14 protein-coding genes, 1 tRNA gene, 1 pseudogene and 1 CRISPR repeat array are annotated in these 18208 nt (G+C 45.7%); of the genes and pseudogenes, 12 read left to right on the forward strand and 4 right to left on the reverse strand.

Features of this window, described 5'->3' with window-relative positions:
* Nucleotides 1-51: 51 nt before the first annotated feature.
* Nucleotides 52-432, forward strand: coding sequence for an RpnC/YadD family protein (locus tag SPI9445_RS27005; protein ID WP_017305130.1), 381 nt, complete (start codon nt 52-54; stop codon nt 430-432).
* Between the two features lie 63 nt (nt 433-495).
* Here SPI9445_RS27005 and SPI9445_RS0112700 read toward each other — a convergent pair.
* Nucleotides 496-582 (reverse strand) — tRNA-Ser (locus SPI9445_RS0112700).
* 138 nt (nt 583-720) lie between these two features.
* On the opposite strand from SPI9445_RS0112700, the gene SPI9445_RS0112705 reads away from it, so the two are divergent.
* From SPI9445_RS0112705 to SPI9445_RS0112730, 6 genes are all read left to right on the forward strand, one after another.
* Nucleotides 721-1092, forward strand: coding sequence for a 2Fe-2S iron-sulfur cluster-binding protein (locus SPI9445_RS0112705; protein WP_017305131.1), 372 nt, complete (start codon nt 721-723; stop codon nt 1090-1092).
* Nucleotides 1093-1098: 6 nt separating this feature from the next.
* On the forward strand, nt 1099-1659 hold the full coding sequence (locus tag SPI9445_RS25420; protein WP_017305132.1) for a thermonuclease family protein: 561 nt from the start codon (nt 1099-1101) through the stop codon (nt 1657-1659).
* A gap of 54 nt (nt 1660-1713) precedes the next feature.
* Nucleotides 1714-2568, forward strand: coding sequence for an inositol monophosphatase family protein (locus tag SPI9445_RS25425; RefSeq protein ID WP_033374645.1), 855 nt, complete (start codon nt 1714-1716; stop codon nt 2566-2568).
* Nucleotides 2569-2655: 87 nt separating this feature from the next.
* Nucleotides 2656-3630, forward strand: coding sequence for a J domain-containing protein (locus SPI9445_RS0112720; protein WP_017305134.1), 975 nt, complete (start codon nt 2656-2658; stop codon nt 3628-3630).
* Nucleotides 3631-3654: 24 nt separating this feature from the next.
* Complete coding sequence (locus SPI9445_RS0112725) at nt 3655-4887, forward strand: ATP phosphoribosyltransferase regulatory subunit (protein ID WP_017305135.1); 1233 nt, start codon at nt 3655-3657, stop codon at nt 4885-4887.
* A 16-nt stretch (nt 4888-4903) separates the two neighbouring features.
* Nucleotides 4904-5131: an indolepyruvate ferredoxin oxidoreductase subunit alpha gene (locus SPI9445_RS0112730; protein WP_017305136.1), complete on the forward strand. Its 228-nt coding sequence runs from the start codon at nt 4904-4906 to the stop codon at nt 5129-5131.
* Between the two features lie 325 nt (nt 5132-5456).
* On the opposite strand, the gene SPI9445_RS0112735 is transcribed toward SPI9445_RS0112730, so the two are convergent.
* Nucleotides 5457-6002, reverse strand: a complete 546-nt coding sequence (locus SPI9445_RS0112735) for a DUF2808 domain-containing protein (protein ID WP_026079755.1) — start codon at nt 6000-6002, stop codon at nt 5457-5459.
* A gap of 150 nt (nt 6003-6152) precedes the next feature.
* Complete coding sequence (locus SPI9445_RS0112740) at nt 6153-6551, reverse strand: MAPEG family protein (RefSeq protein WP_017305138.1); 399 nt, start codon at nt 6549-6551, stop codon at nt 6153-6155.
* Between the two features lie 379 nt (nt 6552-6930).
* Here SPI9445_RS0112740 and SPI9445_RS25430 point away from each other — a divergent pair, with 379 nt between their 5' ends.
* The 5 genes from SPI9445_RS25430 (at nt 6931) to SPI9445_RS0112770 (ending at nt 12303) form a co-directional block, all read left to right on the forward strand.
* A complete protein-coding gene (locus tag SPI9445_RS25430) occupies nt 6931-8919 on the forward strand; it encodes a GAF domain-containing sensor histidine kinase (protein WP_017305139.1) in 1989 nt (662 codons plus the stop codon).
* Between the two features lie 96 nt (nt 8920-9015).
* Complete coding sequence (locus SPI9445_RS0112755; protein ID WP_017305141.1) at nt 9016-10689, forward strand: ABC1 kinase family protein; 1674 nt, start codon at nt 9016-9018, stop codon at nt 10687-10689.
* A 147-nt stretch (nt 10690-10836) separates the two neighbouring features.
* On the forward strand, nt 10837-11646 hold the full coding sequence (locus tag SPI9445_RS0112760) for a PD-(D/E)XK nuclease family protein (protein WP_017305142.1): 810 nt from the start codon (nt 10837-10839) through the stop codon (nt 11644-11646).
* A gap of 91 nt (nt 11647-11737) precedes the next feature.
* Nucleotides 11738-11929: a hypothetical protein gene (locus tag SPI9445_RS0112765; protein ID WP_017305143.1), complete on the forward strand. Its 192-nt coding sequence runs from the start codon at nt 11738-11740 to the stop codon at nt 11927-11929.
* A gap of 104 nt (nt 11930-12033) precedes the next feature.
* Entirely contained in the window at nt 12034-12303 is a 270-nt protein-coding gene (locus tag SPI9445_RS0112770; protein WP_017305144.1) for a DUF2470 domain-containing protein, read from the forward strand.
* A gap of 209 nt (nt 12304-12512) precedes the next feature.
* Nucleotides 12513-17413: direct repeats of the CRISPR family, unit length 37 nt; unit sequence GTTTCAATACCTAATAGGCATTATAGATCATTTCAAG.
* A 488-nt stretch (nt 17414-17901) separates the two neighbouring features.
* Here the strand turns inward: SPI9445_RS0112770 and minE are convergent.
* A pseudogene (gene minE, locus SPI9445_RS32115) lies at nt 17902-18195 on the reverse strand (cell division topological specificity factor MinE); the annotation flags it as partial.
* Between the last annotated feature and the right edge of the window lie 13 nt (nt 18196-18208).

Consider the following 18208-nt stretch of genomic DNA (forward strand, 5'->3'; position numbering starts at 1 on the left):
TGAGAGGCTCATTATCAGTTCACTTGCCGATTTAAAGTGCCAAAGAATAAAATGGATATTAGGCCCGAAGATCGACCGAAGGTGAAAGCCGAATGTTTGCGCCTTTTGGTCACGTTGCGGTTAGATCCGGCGCGGACTCAGTTGATTTCTGGCTTTATCGATAGTTATTTGAGGCTCAATGAAGCAGAGCAAGCTTTATTCACCCAAGAATTGGGGGCATTTGAACCACAAGAACAGGAGGGCGTGATGGAAATTGTAACCAGTTGGATGGAACAAGGTATTGAACGGGGTATTGAGCAAGGTATGGCACAAGCTCAACGAGAGGCGATCGCACGCATGGTTGAACGCCGCTTTTCCGTAGCAGAAATTGCCGATATTGTCAACCTCCCCCCAGAGAGAGTCGAAGCGATTATCAACAGTCTAGGCAAATAGGAAAAACCTCCCCCCGGATTCAGGAGAAGCTAGAATTCCTTCCGGCTAGAGGTTTCTTGAGAACGGAGAGGGAGGGATTCGAACCCTCGAATGAGTTACCCCATTACAGCATTTCCAGTGCTGCGCCTTCGACCACTCGGCCACCTCTCCAAAGGTGTCGCGATTTACAATCATAGCGGGTCAGTTGATCAAAAAGCAACCCCTGAAGCAAAAAAAATCCAACACCCCCATCCTTTAGCGTCCGGTTCAGGGTAGGGTAGAAGGAGTAATGCGTTAGGTCTGTGAGTCATGACCCAGTTTCATACCGTAGTAATCCGCGATCGCCAACAAAACAAAGAATATCTTCTGCGCGTCCCGGAGGATGAGTACATCCTCCAAAGCGCCGAAGAGCAAAACATCACCCTCCCCTTCTCCTGTCGGAATGGGGCTTGTACGACCTGCGCCGTGAGAATCTGTTCCGGGGAAATCCATCAACCCGAAGCGATGGGACTTTCTCCAGAATTGCGCGATCGCGGTTATGCCCTCCTCTGCGTCAGTTATGCCCGCTCCGACCTCGAAGTAGAAACCCAAGATGAAGATGAAGTCTATGAACTCCAATTCGGGCGCTACTTCGGCAAAAAAAATAAAGTCCGCTTTGGGCTGCCCCTCGACGACGACTAACCCCCCATGTTTCGTCTCCCCCCCCTCCCCCGTTGGTGTATTCTCCTCCTGAGTCTCAGCCTCCTCCCCCTGTTGCTCAGTTGCCAAGCCCCACCCCCCAGCCAACGCATCCCCGCCCAAGTCCAGCGCGTCGTCAGTGGGCAAACCCTCGAAGTCCTCCTCACAGGAACCAACAGCCCCCAACAAATCCGCGTCCGCTTGATCGGCCTAAGTACCCCCGACCTCAGCCAGGAGCCTTGGGGATCCCAAGCCCAAACCACCCTAGCCACTTGGCTCCAAGACAGCCCCACCATTGACCTTGAATGGGATCGCCAACCCCAAGACCCCTTTCAGCGTTACTTGGCCTATGTGTGGAAGGGTGGGATATTAATAAATGAACAACTCCTCAGCCAAGGATACGCCCTGCTGGATACCCATGCCCCCAACACCAAATATCAAGAACGCTTAGAACAAGCCCAACGTTACGCCCGACTCATGGGCAACGGGATCTGGAATCCTCAAAACCCCCTGCGAATCACCCCCCAAGAAGCCCGACAACAAAATCAAATCCCCCATCGGGATCGGTAATCCTCCAAATTGGGCAATCTAACCTTAACCCCTTGTCTTGTTGCTAACTCCCCCATGAATCCCTCCCCTAGAGAACTCAAACACCTACTAACCATTGCCAGCGAAGCCGCCCTGAGTGCTGGAGTCATCCTGCAAGATCACTGGGGCAACATCCAAATCATCGAAGAAAAAGGACGGGCTGGGGATTTAGTCACAGAAGTTGATAAAAAATCCGAAGCCACCATTCTCGCCATCCTGAACGAACAAGTCCCCGATCATGGCATTCTCGCCGAAGAATCCGGTATTTTGGGCAATGCCAACAGTCCTTATCTTTGGGCCATTGACCCCCTTGATGGCACCACCAACTATGCTCATAGTTATCCCCTCTCCTCCGTGTCCGTCGGCCTATTATTTAACGGAGTCCCCATCCTCGGCGCAATCTATGATCCTTACAGTCAACTGCTCTATCGCGCCGCCAAAGGACTCGGCGCCACCTGTAATCATCGCCCGATTAAAGTCTCCTCAACCCCCAACCTCAACCGAAGTTTATTAGTCACCGGGTTTGCTTATGATCGTCGGGAAACCACCGATCAGAACTATGCCGAATTTTGTTATCTCACCCACATCACCCAAGGGGTGAGACGGGGCGGTTCCGCCTCCCTCGATTTAGCCCATCTGGCATCCGGGCGACTTGATGGCTATTGGGAACGTGGCCTCAAACCTTGGGATTTAGCGGCTGGAGTGGTGCTAGTGGAAGAAGCGGGGGGAACAGTCACCGCCTATGATCAAAGCCCCTTAGACATCAATTCCGGGCGCATCTTGGCCACCAATGGACACCTTCATCAAGCCCTCAGTCAAGCCCTCTTAAATACTCCTCCCATCAGTACCTGGGCCAACCTAGAACAAATGCAACAGATTACCAGTCTGTAACAGTTGGGAAAAACGCTCCTCAGCGTTAACAAAATCCCCGGAATTTGAGACATACTATAAGAAATCCAGTCCTCACTCGCAAAAATTATGCCGTTCAATATTCAACGCGGACTCTTCAAGTTAGACATTACCGATCACTACGCCATTCTCGGGTTGCCCGTTACCATTGATACTAAGGTTATCCGTAAACGCTACCTGAAAATTGCCCAAAGTCTCCATCCTGACACCTCTAAAGTGGCTAATGATCAGGAACGTCAACTCGCCAGTGAAATTCTGTCTAAATGGGTCAATCCAGCCTACGAAATATTAAAAGGCAAAGGTCGCAATGAGTATCAATTAGTGTTATCCCAAACGGGAAAACGGTTAGCCAGTGAAGGGGGGAAAATTAACGTAGAAAGTGAAGTAGCCCAGAAACTTTTACAAGCCAGTAGTAATATTGATACAGCCTATCAAACAGTTGTCCAAGCCTTAGCCGCTAAACAATATGATGAAGTGGGCAAAGTTGCTGAGATTGTGGGGCAATTGAGCGAACTTAATTTAGTGTATCTCCTGCGCAAACAAGGCCAAGGAGTCCGGGAAGCGTCGGCTGCGGCTCCAAGTCCGGGTTCTACCTCTACGACTGGGGGGAAACCTTCTCCATCAGCCACCCGCAGCGCCCCACCCCCAACCTCCGAACGCAAAACCTCTCCGGTAGATGGTTGTGTCCGTCGCGCTCAGGAATATATTGCCAAAAACAATTACTCTAAAGCGATTTTGGAACTGCGGGACGGTTTGAAATTAGATCCCAATAGTAGTAGTTGTCATGGTTTAATGGGTTGGGCTTATTTGAAACAAAATCAAGTGAGTATGGCGAAAGTTCATATCGCCAAGGCCCTACAATCTAATCCTAATGATCCCATTGCCCAAAAAGGTCAAAAAGCATTGGCTCAACTGGGACAGAAAATTACCCCAGCCCAATCGGCATCGAGTTCCGGTTCATCCAGTAGTGATAGTAAAGCCACTAAGCCTAAATCTGGGGGCGGTGGAATGTTTGGTGGGTTGTTTGGCGGTAAGAAAAAATAACGCTTAAAGCACAAGAGAGATTTTATGAGGATTCATCAACCTCCGGCGGGAACCCGAGATATATTGCCCTTAGAAGTGGCTCAAAAACGTTGGATTGCCGATCGGATTCAGGCGGTTTTTCACCAGTGGGGTTATCAACGGATTATTACCTCAACTTTGGAGTGGGTGGACGCTTTGACGGCTGGGGGAGCGATTCACCCCTCAACGGTGATTCAGGTGGAAAATACGACTGGGGGACGTTTGGGGCTGCGTCCAGAGTTAACGGCTTCGATTGCCCGGGCAGCTGCCACACGGATGGCGGGGGATGTGTTTCCTCAACGATTGTATTACAACGCGAATGTGTTTCGCCGCACGCCAGGGGGGAATCACGGGCGACAGGTGGAGTTTTTCCAGACGGGGGTGGAATTACTCCGGGCGGGGGGAACTCGGGCGGATAGTGAAATTTTGCTCTTGTTGGTGGACTGTTTGGGTAGTTTGGGGCTGGAGGATTGTTCTGTGATTTTAGGGGAGGCAAGTTTAACGCGATCGCTCCTCAATCTCTTTCCTCCTTCAGATCAAGACCGGGTGCGGGCTTGCATCGCCCATTTAGACCGCGTTGGCTTAACTCGTTTAGGCTTATCTCCGGAGTTGGAACAACTGGCTTTATTATTATTTGACCTGCGGGGGGAACCTCGGGCAGTCCTGCAAAAAGTAAGCCATTTAAACCTTGATGAACAAGGTCAACAGATTATTCATAATTTAAAAAATCTGATTGAGCGAGTAGAAGAAAGTGCCAGCACGCATTTTTCCTTGATTTTAGATTTAAGCTTAATCCAAACTATTGATTACTACACAGGCATTGTTTTTGAAGTGGTTTATGTTCAAGATCAACAGTCTCGTGTTTTGGGTAAAGGGGGACGGTATGACCAACTTTTGGGGTTATACCATCCCCAAGGAGAAAGCGCTCCGGGCATCGGTTTTGCCCTGAATTTAGAGGAGGTTTATAGTTGTTTATTGGATTCTGAACAACTGCCTCGCAGCGCCCCTCAAATTGATTGGTTGGTGATTCCCAGTAATGACCAAGCGGAAAAAGCGGCTTTTGACTATGCTCAAAAATTGCGTCAATCAGAACATTTAGTGCGGGTTGAATTAGAGTTAGGAGGACGTTCCTCTGATGAGATTCGTCAATATGCCAGAATGTGTAATATTAATCGTTTAGCTTGGATTCAAGTAGACGGTAAACCGGAGATTGAACTGTTAGGAAACGTTGAGAATTAAGTATTGATTATTGATTATGCCTCATACCATTGTGACTGAAGTTTGCGAAGGAGTGGCTGATTGTGTCAGCGCTTGTCCCGTAGCCTGTATTCATCCGGGGCCGGGTAAAAATATGAAAGGAACCGATTGGTATTGGATTGATTTTGAGACTTGTATTGATTGTGGGATTTGTTTACAAGTCTGTCCGGTGGAGGGGGCAATTTTGCCCGAGGAGCGCCCAGAATTGCAGAAAATCAAGGCTTAGGTTGGGGTTTGCTGAATAAAACTGGACGGTAGAGGGAACGGGGAGTCGGGAGTCGGGAGTCGGTGTAGGGGCGCAATGCTTGCGCCTTAGGGAATCGGGAGTCGGGAATAGTCAAGAGTTTTGGCTATTCCCCTGCTCCCCTGCTCCCCTGTTCCCTGATTAACAAACCCTAATTAGGGTCTGCTGAATAACACCAGATGCTAGGCTCAACAAGGGAACAGGGAACTCTTAACAGGGAACAGATCATCTAAAACTGGCACGATTGCCTATTCCCGACTCCCGACTCCCGATTCCCGAACTCTCGGACTTATTCAGCAAACCCTAATTATTCAATGCTGAGAATCCAAGTCCCGACATAACGGGGGAGGGGAACATCTCCGGGGCTTAAAACGCGACCGTGGAAGTAGAACGTTCCTCCAAAGAAGGGATTTCTCACGTTGGAGAGGCGGATTTCGATGGCGTTTTGAGATTCAATGGGTTCAGCCAGATAAATTTGTACGACGCGATTATCTTGATCCCAAACCACCTCAGAAACACTAGCCGAGCGAGAAAAGTTGTTCCCGTAGGCCACCTCAACGCGGTCTGTGTCGAAGCGTCCGGTGAAGTAGTCGGGATAGGCGATCGCAATTTGAGCCACCCCTAACTCAACTCGATTGGCGGGGATGCGCAAACGGTAGCGATCGCGCTGATTCCGGGTTCCGCCAAAATCCAGACGGTAGTTTAAAATATCCCTTTGATTTTCAACTCCACTAAAAATCGTTAAACCGGGGTTGGTTTGGGCAACCGTTGCCCCCGGCAAAGCCCCCAAGAGGCAACCAGCTACCGCGAGGGCGGGCAAAAATCGGCGTTTAGAACGTTTGGTAAATAACATAGGCTTGAACATAGGGACTAAATGATCTAACAATTGGGCGGTTTCGTTACAAAACATTAAACTTTGTAACGTGAATCGATCCGACTATAACAAATGTTCGTCCCATCTGACGACTTCTCCGCCGGGGATTGTTCCCCAAGGGGGATCTCCTCACGGGATCAGAGCCATAACAATCCCCACCAGCGCACCAATTAATAAAATTAAGCCACTAAGCGAACTAATTCCGAAGCCGGGGCCGCGTTTTTCGGCGGCTTGGTAGTAACCCCAAGCGTATAACGCCCGCCCCACAATCCAGAGGATGCCCAAACCCGCGCCCCAGATGGGGCTAACGTAGAGGCAAAATAACCACAAACCGGGCAGAAAGAGAACAAGTTGTTCTAGGGTGTTTTGCTGAACCCGCAGAACCCGTTCAAAGTTTGGATCTCCTGACATGGCGGGGGGTTTGACTTCATATTTGAAGCGGGCGCGCCCTACGTTCAGGGTGACAACAAAGTAGAGAATCAGGGCTAAAACGGTGACAAGGCTGGGGAGAACTAAAAGATTGTCCATGATTGTGGGGGAGTTGAACCGTGAGGGTATTGTAGATCAAACCGTTGTTTCTTGCCTATGGGCTGTTTCCGGTTCTCTGATAACAAGTTGGGAAAAAGGAGTAAGCTAGAGAAGAAAGGGAAACGAGGCATAAGGTGCAATGTTGCCGGGTTTTCGGGTTCCCGCTCTCTGACCAATCTTTTTTTCGCTTACGAGTTGCTCTGGTTTGGGCATCTGTTGTCCGTGCCGAAAATCCATCTTCTCCCATAACAGGGGGAAATGGGGGACAGTAGGATGTGAGAGATCACATTCTGTTGAGGGCGAATATCACCGACTAAATCGGTTAACTATTGGATGCTAAGTCCTATACGCAAGGGCTAAATTATGAACTGCAAATCCTATGGTTGCCTCTATCAAACTGTCTACCAATCTCTCTGTTATCCTATCCCAGACTCACCCTGCCAGTGAGATGAATCTTCCCCACAATTCTCCTCCCCCCCCTCCGAGTCAAAGTTTTAGTCAGACGATTATTCAATTGTTGCTACAAGACTCGACGGCGGAAATGAAATTGAATCAAATTGCACAACAAGTCGCCTGTTGTACTCAGGCTGATAGTTGTTTGATCTTGTCCCGAGTGGGGGAGAGGATGTCTGTGTTGCAAGGATTTTGGGCGGTTGATGGGTCTTCTACAGAACTCTTGCTCACTCAATTACAGTCTGTGGCCACCCTTGAAGAGGATTTGAGGGGAGGGGGGGAGTCTCACCATTGGATTATGGGGGTGAGTCCTTTTGAGCGTTGTTTTCGCCTCAAAATTCCTCAAGGGGGATGGGTGATTTTGGGCTATTTGGATCTGCCCTTACATCCCTTGCTGACGGTACAGGATCAACAGTCAATTGCGGAGGGGGTGGCGATCGCATTTTCTCAACTCCAACTTCAACAACAGGTTCAAATCGGCAACCAATACCAGAGTTTACTTAATCCCCTTGCCCATGCCTTAAACCGCACATCGGACTGGGAAGATTCTGTGACTACCGCTTTGGCGGAATTAGCCCAAACCCTAGGCATTGACCGCAGTTTTGCCCTGATGCTGAAGGCGAATAACCCCCTCTACAAAACCCGCAGTCATCAAAAATTGCCTTCAGATGCTCGGGCGACTTTGTTGGGACAATGGCATAATAACAACCTCCCCCCTCTAGAATTACCGGAGAGTTTTTGGTTGACAGATTCGCCCCTTTGTGCTAGCGCGTGGAAAGCTTTTCCTGAAGTGCATGGGGTGACGGAAGTTTCCCCAAGTTTGTCCTCGGATGGGAACGAAATTGATCAAATTCTCTTCCCCTTGGATCAAGTTTGTTCTTGGTTAGTGATTCCGTTGGTGGGGGTCAATAATCGGGGCAAATCTTCGGCCTTAATTTTGGGCTTTCTGGTGTTTCAATCTGTCCAAAAACGAGTTTGGCAGCCCCATGAATTGGAGTTAGCCAGTTGGGTGACTACTCAACTGAGTACGGCGATGTTGCACAATATTACGTTGCAGAAAGTGCAGTTGTTGGTGAAGGATCGGACGGAGCAATTAGAAAGAAGTTTAGATGTGCAAGCTAAACTCTATGAAAAAACCCGCCAACAGTTGGCACAATTGCGGGAGTTAATTGAGCTAAAAGATACGTTTTTAGATGCGGTTAGTCATGAACTACGAACGCCTTTAACCATTATGAAAGTGGCGATTCAGATGTTGCGTCAGGCAGATTTACCCCTGCCACTTCAGGAAAAATATTTGAATGTTTTGGATCAAGAATGGCAACGAGAACATAATCTAATTCAAGATTTATTGGCGTTACAAAGGCTGGAATCTCATCAGCAGGAAATTCGGGTACAGCGCCTCTATTTAAGGGATATTTTGAATCCGTTAGATGAAGAGTTTAAGGAAACTTGGGCGAGTAAGAAGTTAAAAACGGAAATTAGTTATACCACGATTCCGGTTGTGGATGAATCCAGTAATCACCCCGTTTTGTTGTATTCGGATTTGGAGAGTTTACAGCGTATTTTAGGGGAGTTGCTGACCAATGCAGGAAAATATTCCGAGAAAGGGACGACGGTAAAAATTGAGGTTTGTCAGGAAGTCGCGGCAACGGGCGATCGCATTATGATCCGAGTCACTAACTTTGGGGAGGCGATCGCACCGGAAGATCAACCCCATATTTTTGAAAAATTTACCCGAGGTCAAGGCATGACAGATAATGCCGTCCGGGGGACTGGATTGGGATTAGCATTAGTGAAAAGCTTAGTCGAACATCTCCACGGAACTATTGAAGTGGAGAGTCATTCCGGGCAAGATGGGGACTTGGGAGAAACTTGTTTTACCCTAACCCTTCCCCAATTCCCAGAAAGCCATTAATCTAGAGGGTTGGGAGAAGCAATAGGAGACAAGGCCCCCTTGTTCCGACCGTGCATCCTCCATTCGCTTTTCTCGTACCCTGTTTTTCCCTTCCCCATGAGTGCATCCTCTTCCCTGCAACCTTGGCAACGTCGCAAATATTCGCCCTTTCGCCGTCAAATGGATGTTTTTGGCGCGACAGGCCGCTTTTTAACTCGCTTGTGGTGGGATAATTTTCTGGGACGCAATACCCCAGAATGTCGTCGGCAGCAAGGGCGAAAGCTGGTCAATCAGTTGTTACGCTTAGGGCCAACGTTTATCAAAATTGGTCAGGCGCTGTCCACTCGATCCGATTTAATCCCTCTGGAATATACCGAGGCACTGGGGGAATTACAGGATCGGGTGCCGGAATTTGATCCCAATGAGGCGATCGCAGTCATTGAATCAGAATTGGGGGGATCTATCCATACCCTGTTTCGGGAGTTTGACCGTTTCCCCTTAGCGGCCGCTAGTTTGGGTCAAGTTCACCGCGCTACCCTCCACACGGGGGAATTAGTCGTCGTGAAGGTACAACGGCCGGGATTAGAGGAGTTATTTAACCTCGATTTTGAAGTTATTCATCGTTTAGTGCGTATTTTAAACCGTTATGTTCCCGCCGTGCGTAAGTATGATTTAGAGGCATTATATAACGAGTTTTTTGGGCTACTTTATCAAGAAATTGATTATATTCATGAGGGGAAAAATGCCGAGCGGTTTCGGGAAAATTTTGCAGAACAGCCTCATATTTTAGTGCCTAAAGTCTATTGGCGTTATACATCCCGACGGGTGTTAACTTTAGAATATTTACCGGGAATTAAAATTGATGATCGTCAGACGATAGAGGCTTGTGATATTAACCCGGATCAACTCATTCAGGCGGGGATTACCTGTTATTTACAACAACTGTTAAAAGATGGGTTTTTTCAGTCAGATCCTCACCCCGGCAATATGGCCGTTAGTCAAGATGGTCACTTAATTTTTTACGACTTCGGCACTATGGCAGAAGTCAAATCTATGGCACAGGATCAGATGCTTAACACCTTTTTTGCGGTAATGAAAAAGGATACGGAAGGGGTAGTGAGTAGTTTGGTTTATATGGGGTTATTAGAGCCAAAACCGGATATGACTCCAGTTAAGCGTTTAGTGTCTTTTGTTTTAGATCAATTTCGGGAAAAACCCATTGATTTAAAAGCCTTTGAGCAGATGGGTAGTGAAGTATATGCCATGTTTGAGCAACAGCCTTTTCGCTTGCCTGCCCAGATGATGTTTATTATTAAGTCGGTGACAACGTTAGATGGGATTGCCCGGGCGTTAAATCCCCAATATAATTTATTAGCCGCCAGTACCCCATTCCTAAAAGAATTAACCCAATCTGCCCGTAAAGGGAGTTTAGTTCAACAGTTAGCCCAACAGACGAAATCCTATATTCGCTATCGTTTAACGCGGCCGAGTGAAGCGGAACGGGCGATCGCACAATTAGAAAACCGCATCGAACAGGGAGAGTTACAATTTAGGGTACGCACAGAAGCGAGCGATCGCATTCTCAAACGGATATATCTAGCCATCAAGTCCCTGATTTACGCCTGTATGACCGGATTTAGCCTACTCTGCGGTACCTTGTTATTATTGGGGAATTATCCCAACTGGGCCATCGTTTTATTCAGTTTAGCCAGTTTTTGTTTTTTCCTCCTCTTACGTTCTCTCAGTCGTTTAGCAGTGCGAGAACGTTTAGATAAGTTAGTAGAAAAATAATATTATCTGGCCGCCCCGAATAGTAGCGAAACCCAACACCCCCCCCTGTAAGTTGTATGAAGCAACAGCGAAACCCAACAAATTTGGATTATCCTGAACAGTGAGATAACACCCAATAGACTTTTAAAACAGACAGTTTCAGCGCCTATGTTAAGACTTAATCAAAGCCATCTCACTAAATTAGAAACCTGTCCCCGGCAATTTCAACATAGCATTTTAGAACAATTTCTCTCCCCCGTTGCCCCCGACTTACAAGAAAAAGCCGAATGGGGGAAACATTTTCACCTATTAATGCAGCAACAAGAATTAGGACTCCCCCTTTCCCCCTTATTAGAACAAGAACAGGAAATGGGCGCCTCAGTAATCTCCCTCTTAAATGCAACCCATGAGCGCCGTTTAAACCATCCCCAACACTGGCAAGAAGCCGAACACGCCAGAACCTTAAACTTTGAGGATTTTTTATTAACGGTGGTGTATGACTTACTAATTACCCAACCCAATCAAGGGGAAATCTACGACTGGAAAACCTATCCCAAACCCAAAAAACACCAGCTTCTCGCCCAACAATGGCAAACAAAACTTTATTTGTTCGTCCTCGCCGAAACCTCCCATTATCAACCAGAACAGTTATCAATGACCTACTGGTTTGTTCAGTCAAAAACGGCATCTTCATCCCCTGATAAAACCGCCATTCAATCAGCACGAATTGCCTACAATGTCAAGCAACATGAAACCATTCGCCAGCAGTTAAAAACCTTATTAAACCAGCTAAAACAGGATTTAGAAAACTACGAAAGGCAAAATATTCCCTTTCCCCAAGTGGCGGAAGAAAAAGGAATCTGTCCCCGGTGTCTTTTTGCCCATCGTTGTCAACGAAATGCCGTTTCTGTTCAAGGGAACTCCTCCAGAGAATCCCCGTTAGTGGATTTAGATCAAATTGCTGAACTGCCTATCTAGTAGGCTGGGAAAATTGCGTTAAACTGGGACAAGAAGACTATTGACCGTTGTTACAAAACTTAACCCTTCATTCGGGGAGGATTAGTCCGTTATGCAGATTATTGGAATTATTCTATTAGTCGCCTATGGTGTGGGAATTTGGAAGTTTTGGCAGGGGTATAACCGGACAAACTTCCAGCCGGGGTTAATCAACCGTTTGGGATTATCCTTATTGTGGCCGGTGTTGTTGCCTGTGAATCGTTCCTATCGGCAGAACTTTCAAAAGGCTTTAAAAGGGCGTTAAGGGGGTGGAAGGATTGTCTTCCTTCGGCGAAGCCTTGGGACGGAAGGGCGGCCGAATGATGGTAAAATGGGGCATTTCTGGCAAATGAAACAAAGACGATTATTATGGCTGATCCATTAACTCCGGCAGTAAGCGATCGCATTTGTAAACACATGAACAAAGATCATGGGGATGCGGTGCGCTTTTATGCTCAAACTTTCGGCAATGCACCCAACACAGAAACCGCAGAAATGCTCTCCATTGATGCTGAGGGGATGAATTTAAACGCTTCCATTGAGGGGGAAATTGTTCCCTTACGCATCCCCTTTGATCACACTCTAACTGATTCAGACGATGCACACCGTACTTTAGTGGCCATGTTAAAGCGAGATTAAGCGAAGCAGCAATAGGGGTGTCGAGAAGAGGCACTCTTGCAATAGGTGGGAATCGTGATGAGTCATCCGTCTCGTGTCATGGCTTTGCCGTGACGCGGGTATTGCGTGGCTCTGCTGCTTGGAATGGAGGCAGAGCCTTCAAGATGGCGTTACTTGGCAGAGCCAAGTAATGAGGGGGAAAGTGATCTGTTTTAAGTTTCAAGTTTCAAGTTTCAATACCTAATAGGCATTATAGACCATTTCAAGAAGAGTACGGCAAGACCTGAAACGCAGACACGACGCGCGTTTCAATACCTAATAGGCATTATAGACCATTTCAAGCGGGCGTCTCCCAGCTATATTGGGTGTGATGTTATGTTTCAATACCTAATAGGCATTATAGACCATTTCAAGGAGAAACAATCCAGGACAACTTCCTCGTCCTCACGTTTCAATACCTAATAGGCATTATAGACCATTTCAAGTGCGTTCGGCGCAGCCGGACGAACCGGGAGTTGGGTTTCAATACCTAATAGGCATTATAGACCATTTCAAGAAGGGGCTATAGGCTTCTATTTCCCCCATTGGGGTTTCAATACCTAATAGGCATTATAGACCATTTCAAGCCAATATTTACAGCAACAGCAGGAGAAAGAATAGGTTTCAATACCTAATAGGCATTATAGACCATTTCAAGGGGATCAAGAGGAATTCTTGAGCGAATTCCATTATGTTTCAATACCTAATAGGCATTATAGACCATTTCAAGAAAGATTTAGAGAGTTCGTCAGAGCCAAGAGTCTCGTACTCAATGATGTTTCAATACCTAATAGGCATTATAGATCATTTCAAGTTCCGCAACCGTTTGCAAAAGCGGGATCTGGAAATTCTGAAGGTTTCAATACCTAATAGGCATTATAGATCATTTCAAGACCAAGGCAAAAGAGGACAACGGCAAGCCTTATCAGTTTCAATACCTAATAGGCATTATAGATCATTTCAAGCCTGCATGGGTGTGCCAGCTTTCGCTCATATGCAAGTTTCAATACCTAATAGGCATTATAGATCATTTCAAGACGCCATCGCCTATGTGGCGATCTCTGTATGCGTTTCAATACCTAATAGGCATTATAGATCATTTCAAGGCCTGTCCAGGTCGCGCTGGAGTTCATCCTTTTGGTTTCAATACCTAATAGGCATTATAGATCATTTCAAGAGTTTGCCCTGACCGCACCTGCAACTATCCCCCTGTTTCAATACCTAATAGGCATTATAGATCATTTCAAGATATATAGGGGGCAATTGGGAAGCAGAAAATACAGTTTCAATACCTAATAGGCATTATAGATCATTTCAAGAGCAGTCTGTTACTTTCAATTGCAGGATGGCTCCTGTTTCAATACCTAATAGGCATTATAGATCATTTCAAGCTTACAGAATTGAGTGTATGGTCGGAAATTTAGATCCGTTTCAATACCTAATAGGCATTATAGATCATTTCAAGTTTGTATGACGATTTGAATCAAGCGATTCAATTAAGTAATCGTTTCAATACCTAATAGGCATTATAGATCATTTCAAGTTTTACTCGCAGATGAACTTAAGTGGGAGTTAAAAGGTTTCAATACCTAATAGGCATTATAGATCATTTCAAGTCCGAGGATTGGGTAGCAGGCCCGTTAATTGTTGTTTCAATACCTAATAGGCATTATAGATCATTTCAAGAGTATTCGCTAGGCGGGAGTAGATGATTTCAATGTTTCAATACCTAATAGGCATTATAGATCATTTCAAGCTCGGGGGACGTTCTGGTGCGGATATGTTGCGGTACACCCTGTTTCAATACCTAATAGGCATTATAGATCATTTCAAGTCACCCACGTTATCATCGCTGATGGAAATGGGTTTCAATACCTAATAGGCATTATAGATCATTTCAAGCATACCCGTTTTAGTGCTAGCTCCAAAATAGGTAGTTTCAATACCTAATAGGCATTATAGATCATTTCAAGAGAACGCTTCTTATAAACGCGCTCATTGACCGCGTTTCAATACCTAATAGGCATTATAGATCATTTCAAGTAGCCTCATAAGGATATCCCGCAATCTCTCCGGAGTTTCAATACCTAATAGGCATTATAGATCATTTCAAGTCGGGCTGAAATCGGCGGACGATTGCAATTCTTTAGTTTCAATACCTAATAGGCATTATAGATCATTTCAAGCCTCATCTCACTGAGGGAAATTTTCCCGGTGAGAAGTTCGTTTCAATACCTAATAGGCATTATAGATCATTTCAAGAACAGCAAGCCCTAGGGGTTTTTTCAAAACTGTTGTTTCAATACCTAATAGGCATTATAGATCATTTCAAGGGCACATTAGACGAGCGAGAAGCCGCCGTTCAACGGTTTCAATACCTAATAGGCATTATAGATCATTTCAAGGAGCCAGTTTCAAGGGAGTGATTGCCACGTTGTCCAGGTTTCAATACCTAATAGGCATTATAGATCATTTCAAGCCGGAGTCCCCTCCCGAAGCACGAACACTGTACTAAGTTTCAATACCTAATAGGCATTATAGATCATTTCAAGACTTTGGCGGCATATTCACCTAGAATGAGTCATCGGTTTCAATACCTAATAGGCATTATAGATCATTTCAAGTTATTTTATCCTTAAGGCAATAGCTAACAAAGCAGACGTTTCAATACCTAATAGGCATTATAGATCATTTCAAGCCGGGAGACTGTGGAGAACCCGGGGAGGAATGCCCCAGTGTTTCAATACCTAATAGGCATTATAGATCATTTCAAGCATGTTCGTGGCGGTAAGGTCGGGGTAGTCTTCGTTTCAATACCTAATAGGCATTATAGATCATTTCAAGTTGTCCTCGTCCCTCAAATTTAAAGACATCCGTAATCCGGATGTTTCAATACCTAATAGGCATTATAGATCATTTCAAGAAGTAGACAAACAAAGCACGATAAAAGCGGTAGTTTCAATACCTAATAGGCATTATAGATCATTTCAAGCAATTGCTATAAGTGCGATTATTGTCATTCCCATTGTTTCAATACCTAATAGGCATTATAGATCATTTCAAGCCCTCCGAGCCGAGGGATACCGCGTTGTTAACCACTTTGTTTCAATACCTAATAGGCATTATAGATCATTTCAAGGTCACAGGGCGGGAGAGAGGATGGAGGGATAGATGTTTCAATACCTAATAGGCATTATAGATCATTTCAAGTTTGAATTGTCCTGCGATGTCACAGGTAAAGCAAGCATCTGTTTCAATACCTAATAGGCATTATAGATCATTTCAAGGCTTCGTTCGCGATTCTTACGCCCTTGGTTTTTCTGGTTTCAATACCTAATAGGCATTATAGATCATTTCAAGGTTAGATAAGCGTGGAGAGACTTCCCGCCGGAGTGGTTTCAATACCTAATAGGCATTATAGATCATTTCAAGAGGTGATTTGGATCTGGCAGGCATGGAGTCAGTTTCAATACCTAATAGGCATTATAGATCATTTCAAGGATGGCAGGGGTTTTGAGGAGTTTATAGAAAAGTGTTGTTTCAATACCTAATAGGCATTATAGATCATTTCAAGTTGGCAATTGTACAATTTCAGCTTTCCCCTCAGGTTTCAATACCTAATAGGCATTATAGATCATTTCAAGACCCCTGATGAGTGGTGGGGATTGCGATCGCCTTGTTTCAATACCTAATAGGCATTATAGATCATTTCAAGTTCAAGCTTACTGGCAAGCCTTAACAGTTGTGTGTTTGTTTCAATACCTAATAGGCATTATAGATCATTTCAAGTCACCATCCCGAAATACGGTGGTGTCAGCCACGTTTCAATACCTAATAGGCATTATAGATCATTTCAAGTGGAGTACATCTACAACTACTTGTTCCGTTGAAGTTTCAATACCTAATAGGCATTATAGATCATTTCAAGTCAGGACTTCTTCCGGTCTGCCGTTTCTCCGGCACACTGGTTTCAATACCTAATAGGCATTATAGATCATTTCAAGGCACAGATGCAAACATTCTCCCGGCGGCGGGGGACTATGTTTCAATACCTAATAGGCATTATAGATCATTTCAAGTCCAGACCGCACAGGCGGAGGGGCAAATCTCATCAGGTTTCAATACCTAATAGGCATTATAGATCATTTCAAGCTCGAATGAATACCCACTTGAGTATTAATATCTGTTTCAATACCTAATAGGCATTATAGATCATTTCAAGGAGAGGTGGGGAAATGGGATTCCCACTGTAAAGGTTTCAATACCTAATAGGCATTATAGATCATTTCAAGCGCCCTCGCCTCGGGTTCTGTGCCGCCCCAGTAGAGGGTTTCAATACCTAATAGGCATTATAGATCATTTCAAGGACTCTGGGGCAGAATCAATCGCCCATCCGAGAATGGTTTCAATACCTAATAGGCATTATAGATCATTTCAAGGAAGTGGAGGAGAGCGCGGCATCCTTGAGATTTGCGTTTCAATACCTAATAGGCATTATAGATCATTTCAAGTCCGGTCGATGCTGTCCAGGTTGGGGCAAGCGGCGTTTCAATACCTAATAGGCATTATAGATCATTTCAAGCGATTTGGTTCTGCCCAGACGAGGGACAAACCTGCGTTTCAATACCTAATAGGCATTATAGATCATTTCAAGATGCAAGCACAGATGGACGAACTCCAGAAGGCCCTTGTTTCAATACCTAATAGGCATTATAGATCATTTCAAGTATACTGCTAATTTTTGGAGTTTTACCTCCACCCAGTTTCAATACCTAATAGGCATTATAGATCATTTCAAGCCTGAAAAATAAGTAGGGAATGGAAAAACTAAAAGTTTCAATACCTAATAGGCATTATAGATCATTTCAAGGAAAATAATCTTCAACCGCCAAAGGGCCTTCAGTTAGTTTCAATACCTAATAGGCATTATAGATCATTTCAAGAAAGCTTTGGTTATTGGTTCTTCTTCCCCTTCTTGTTTCAATACCTAATAGGCATTATAGATCATTTCAAGGCGACGCACTCAGTTTGATTCAAGAAACCATCGAAATTCTGGTTTCAATACCTAATAGGCATTATAGATCATTTCAAGAGCGGCACTCCGAAACCGTGACCTTGTGGGACTTTCCCGCCTCACTTGCGCGACACCCACAAAAATAATATAACACCGTCCTCCCAAAAAAGCAACAAATCCCTGAAACCCTTGCCCTGTAAGGTGCGCGACACCTTCAACTGAACAAACCCCCTCTAACCCAATCCCCCCAACGCTTTCAGCCCACAGTTGCCCAAGCGCAAAAAAAACACCCACCCCGTCGCGCAAATTCAGGGAAACAATCCTTGAAAATTCCCCCCTCCCGATGCTCTTAACGTCTAACGTTCCCCCTTAACTGGTCAGCCTTGGTGCTCCTCCAACTCCCCCAGAGGATCACTCGGCAACACCGGAGCGCTATCCACCTCCGGGAGACTAGACTCCGCATCAGAAGCTGCTTTTTCCTCCGACTTCGCCAGACTCTCCTCCTCCTCCTCCGACACCGTAGGCGCAACAGGGGGGGGAGTCACTGGAGGAGACGGCACCGGGGGCGACTCCGTAGAGGCCGATTCTAACTTAATATTGCGCACTCGGCGAATGGGTAAATTGGCAATTAGGGAAGTCATACGATGGTCACTTTGTAGGGAAAACTCCGACTCCCCCGTTTCAATTTCCACATAACGCGCCACCACTTCCAGAATTTCCTTCCGCATCGCCTCCACCGTTTCACGACTGAGATCCGCCCGATCATGGGCAATCACTAACTTGAGACGCTGTTTTGCTGCTGTCCGACTGTTGACATCGCCCCGCCAGTTCAGGAGTTTACCAAAAAATTTGTAAAGCATAGCCGAGTTAGGT

The organism is Spirulina subsalsa PCC 9445 (genome assembly GCF_000314005.1).
Lineage (GTDB): Bacteria > Cyanobacteriota > Cyanobacteriia > Cyanobacteriales > Spirulinaceae > Spirulina_A > Spirulina_A subsalsa.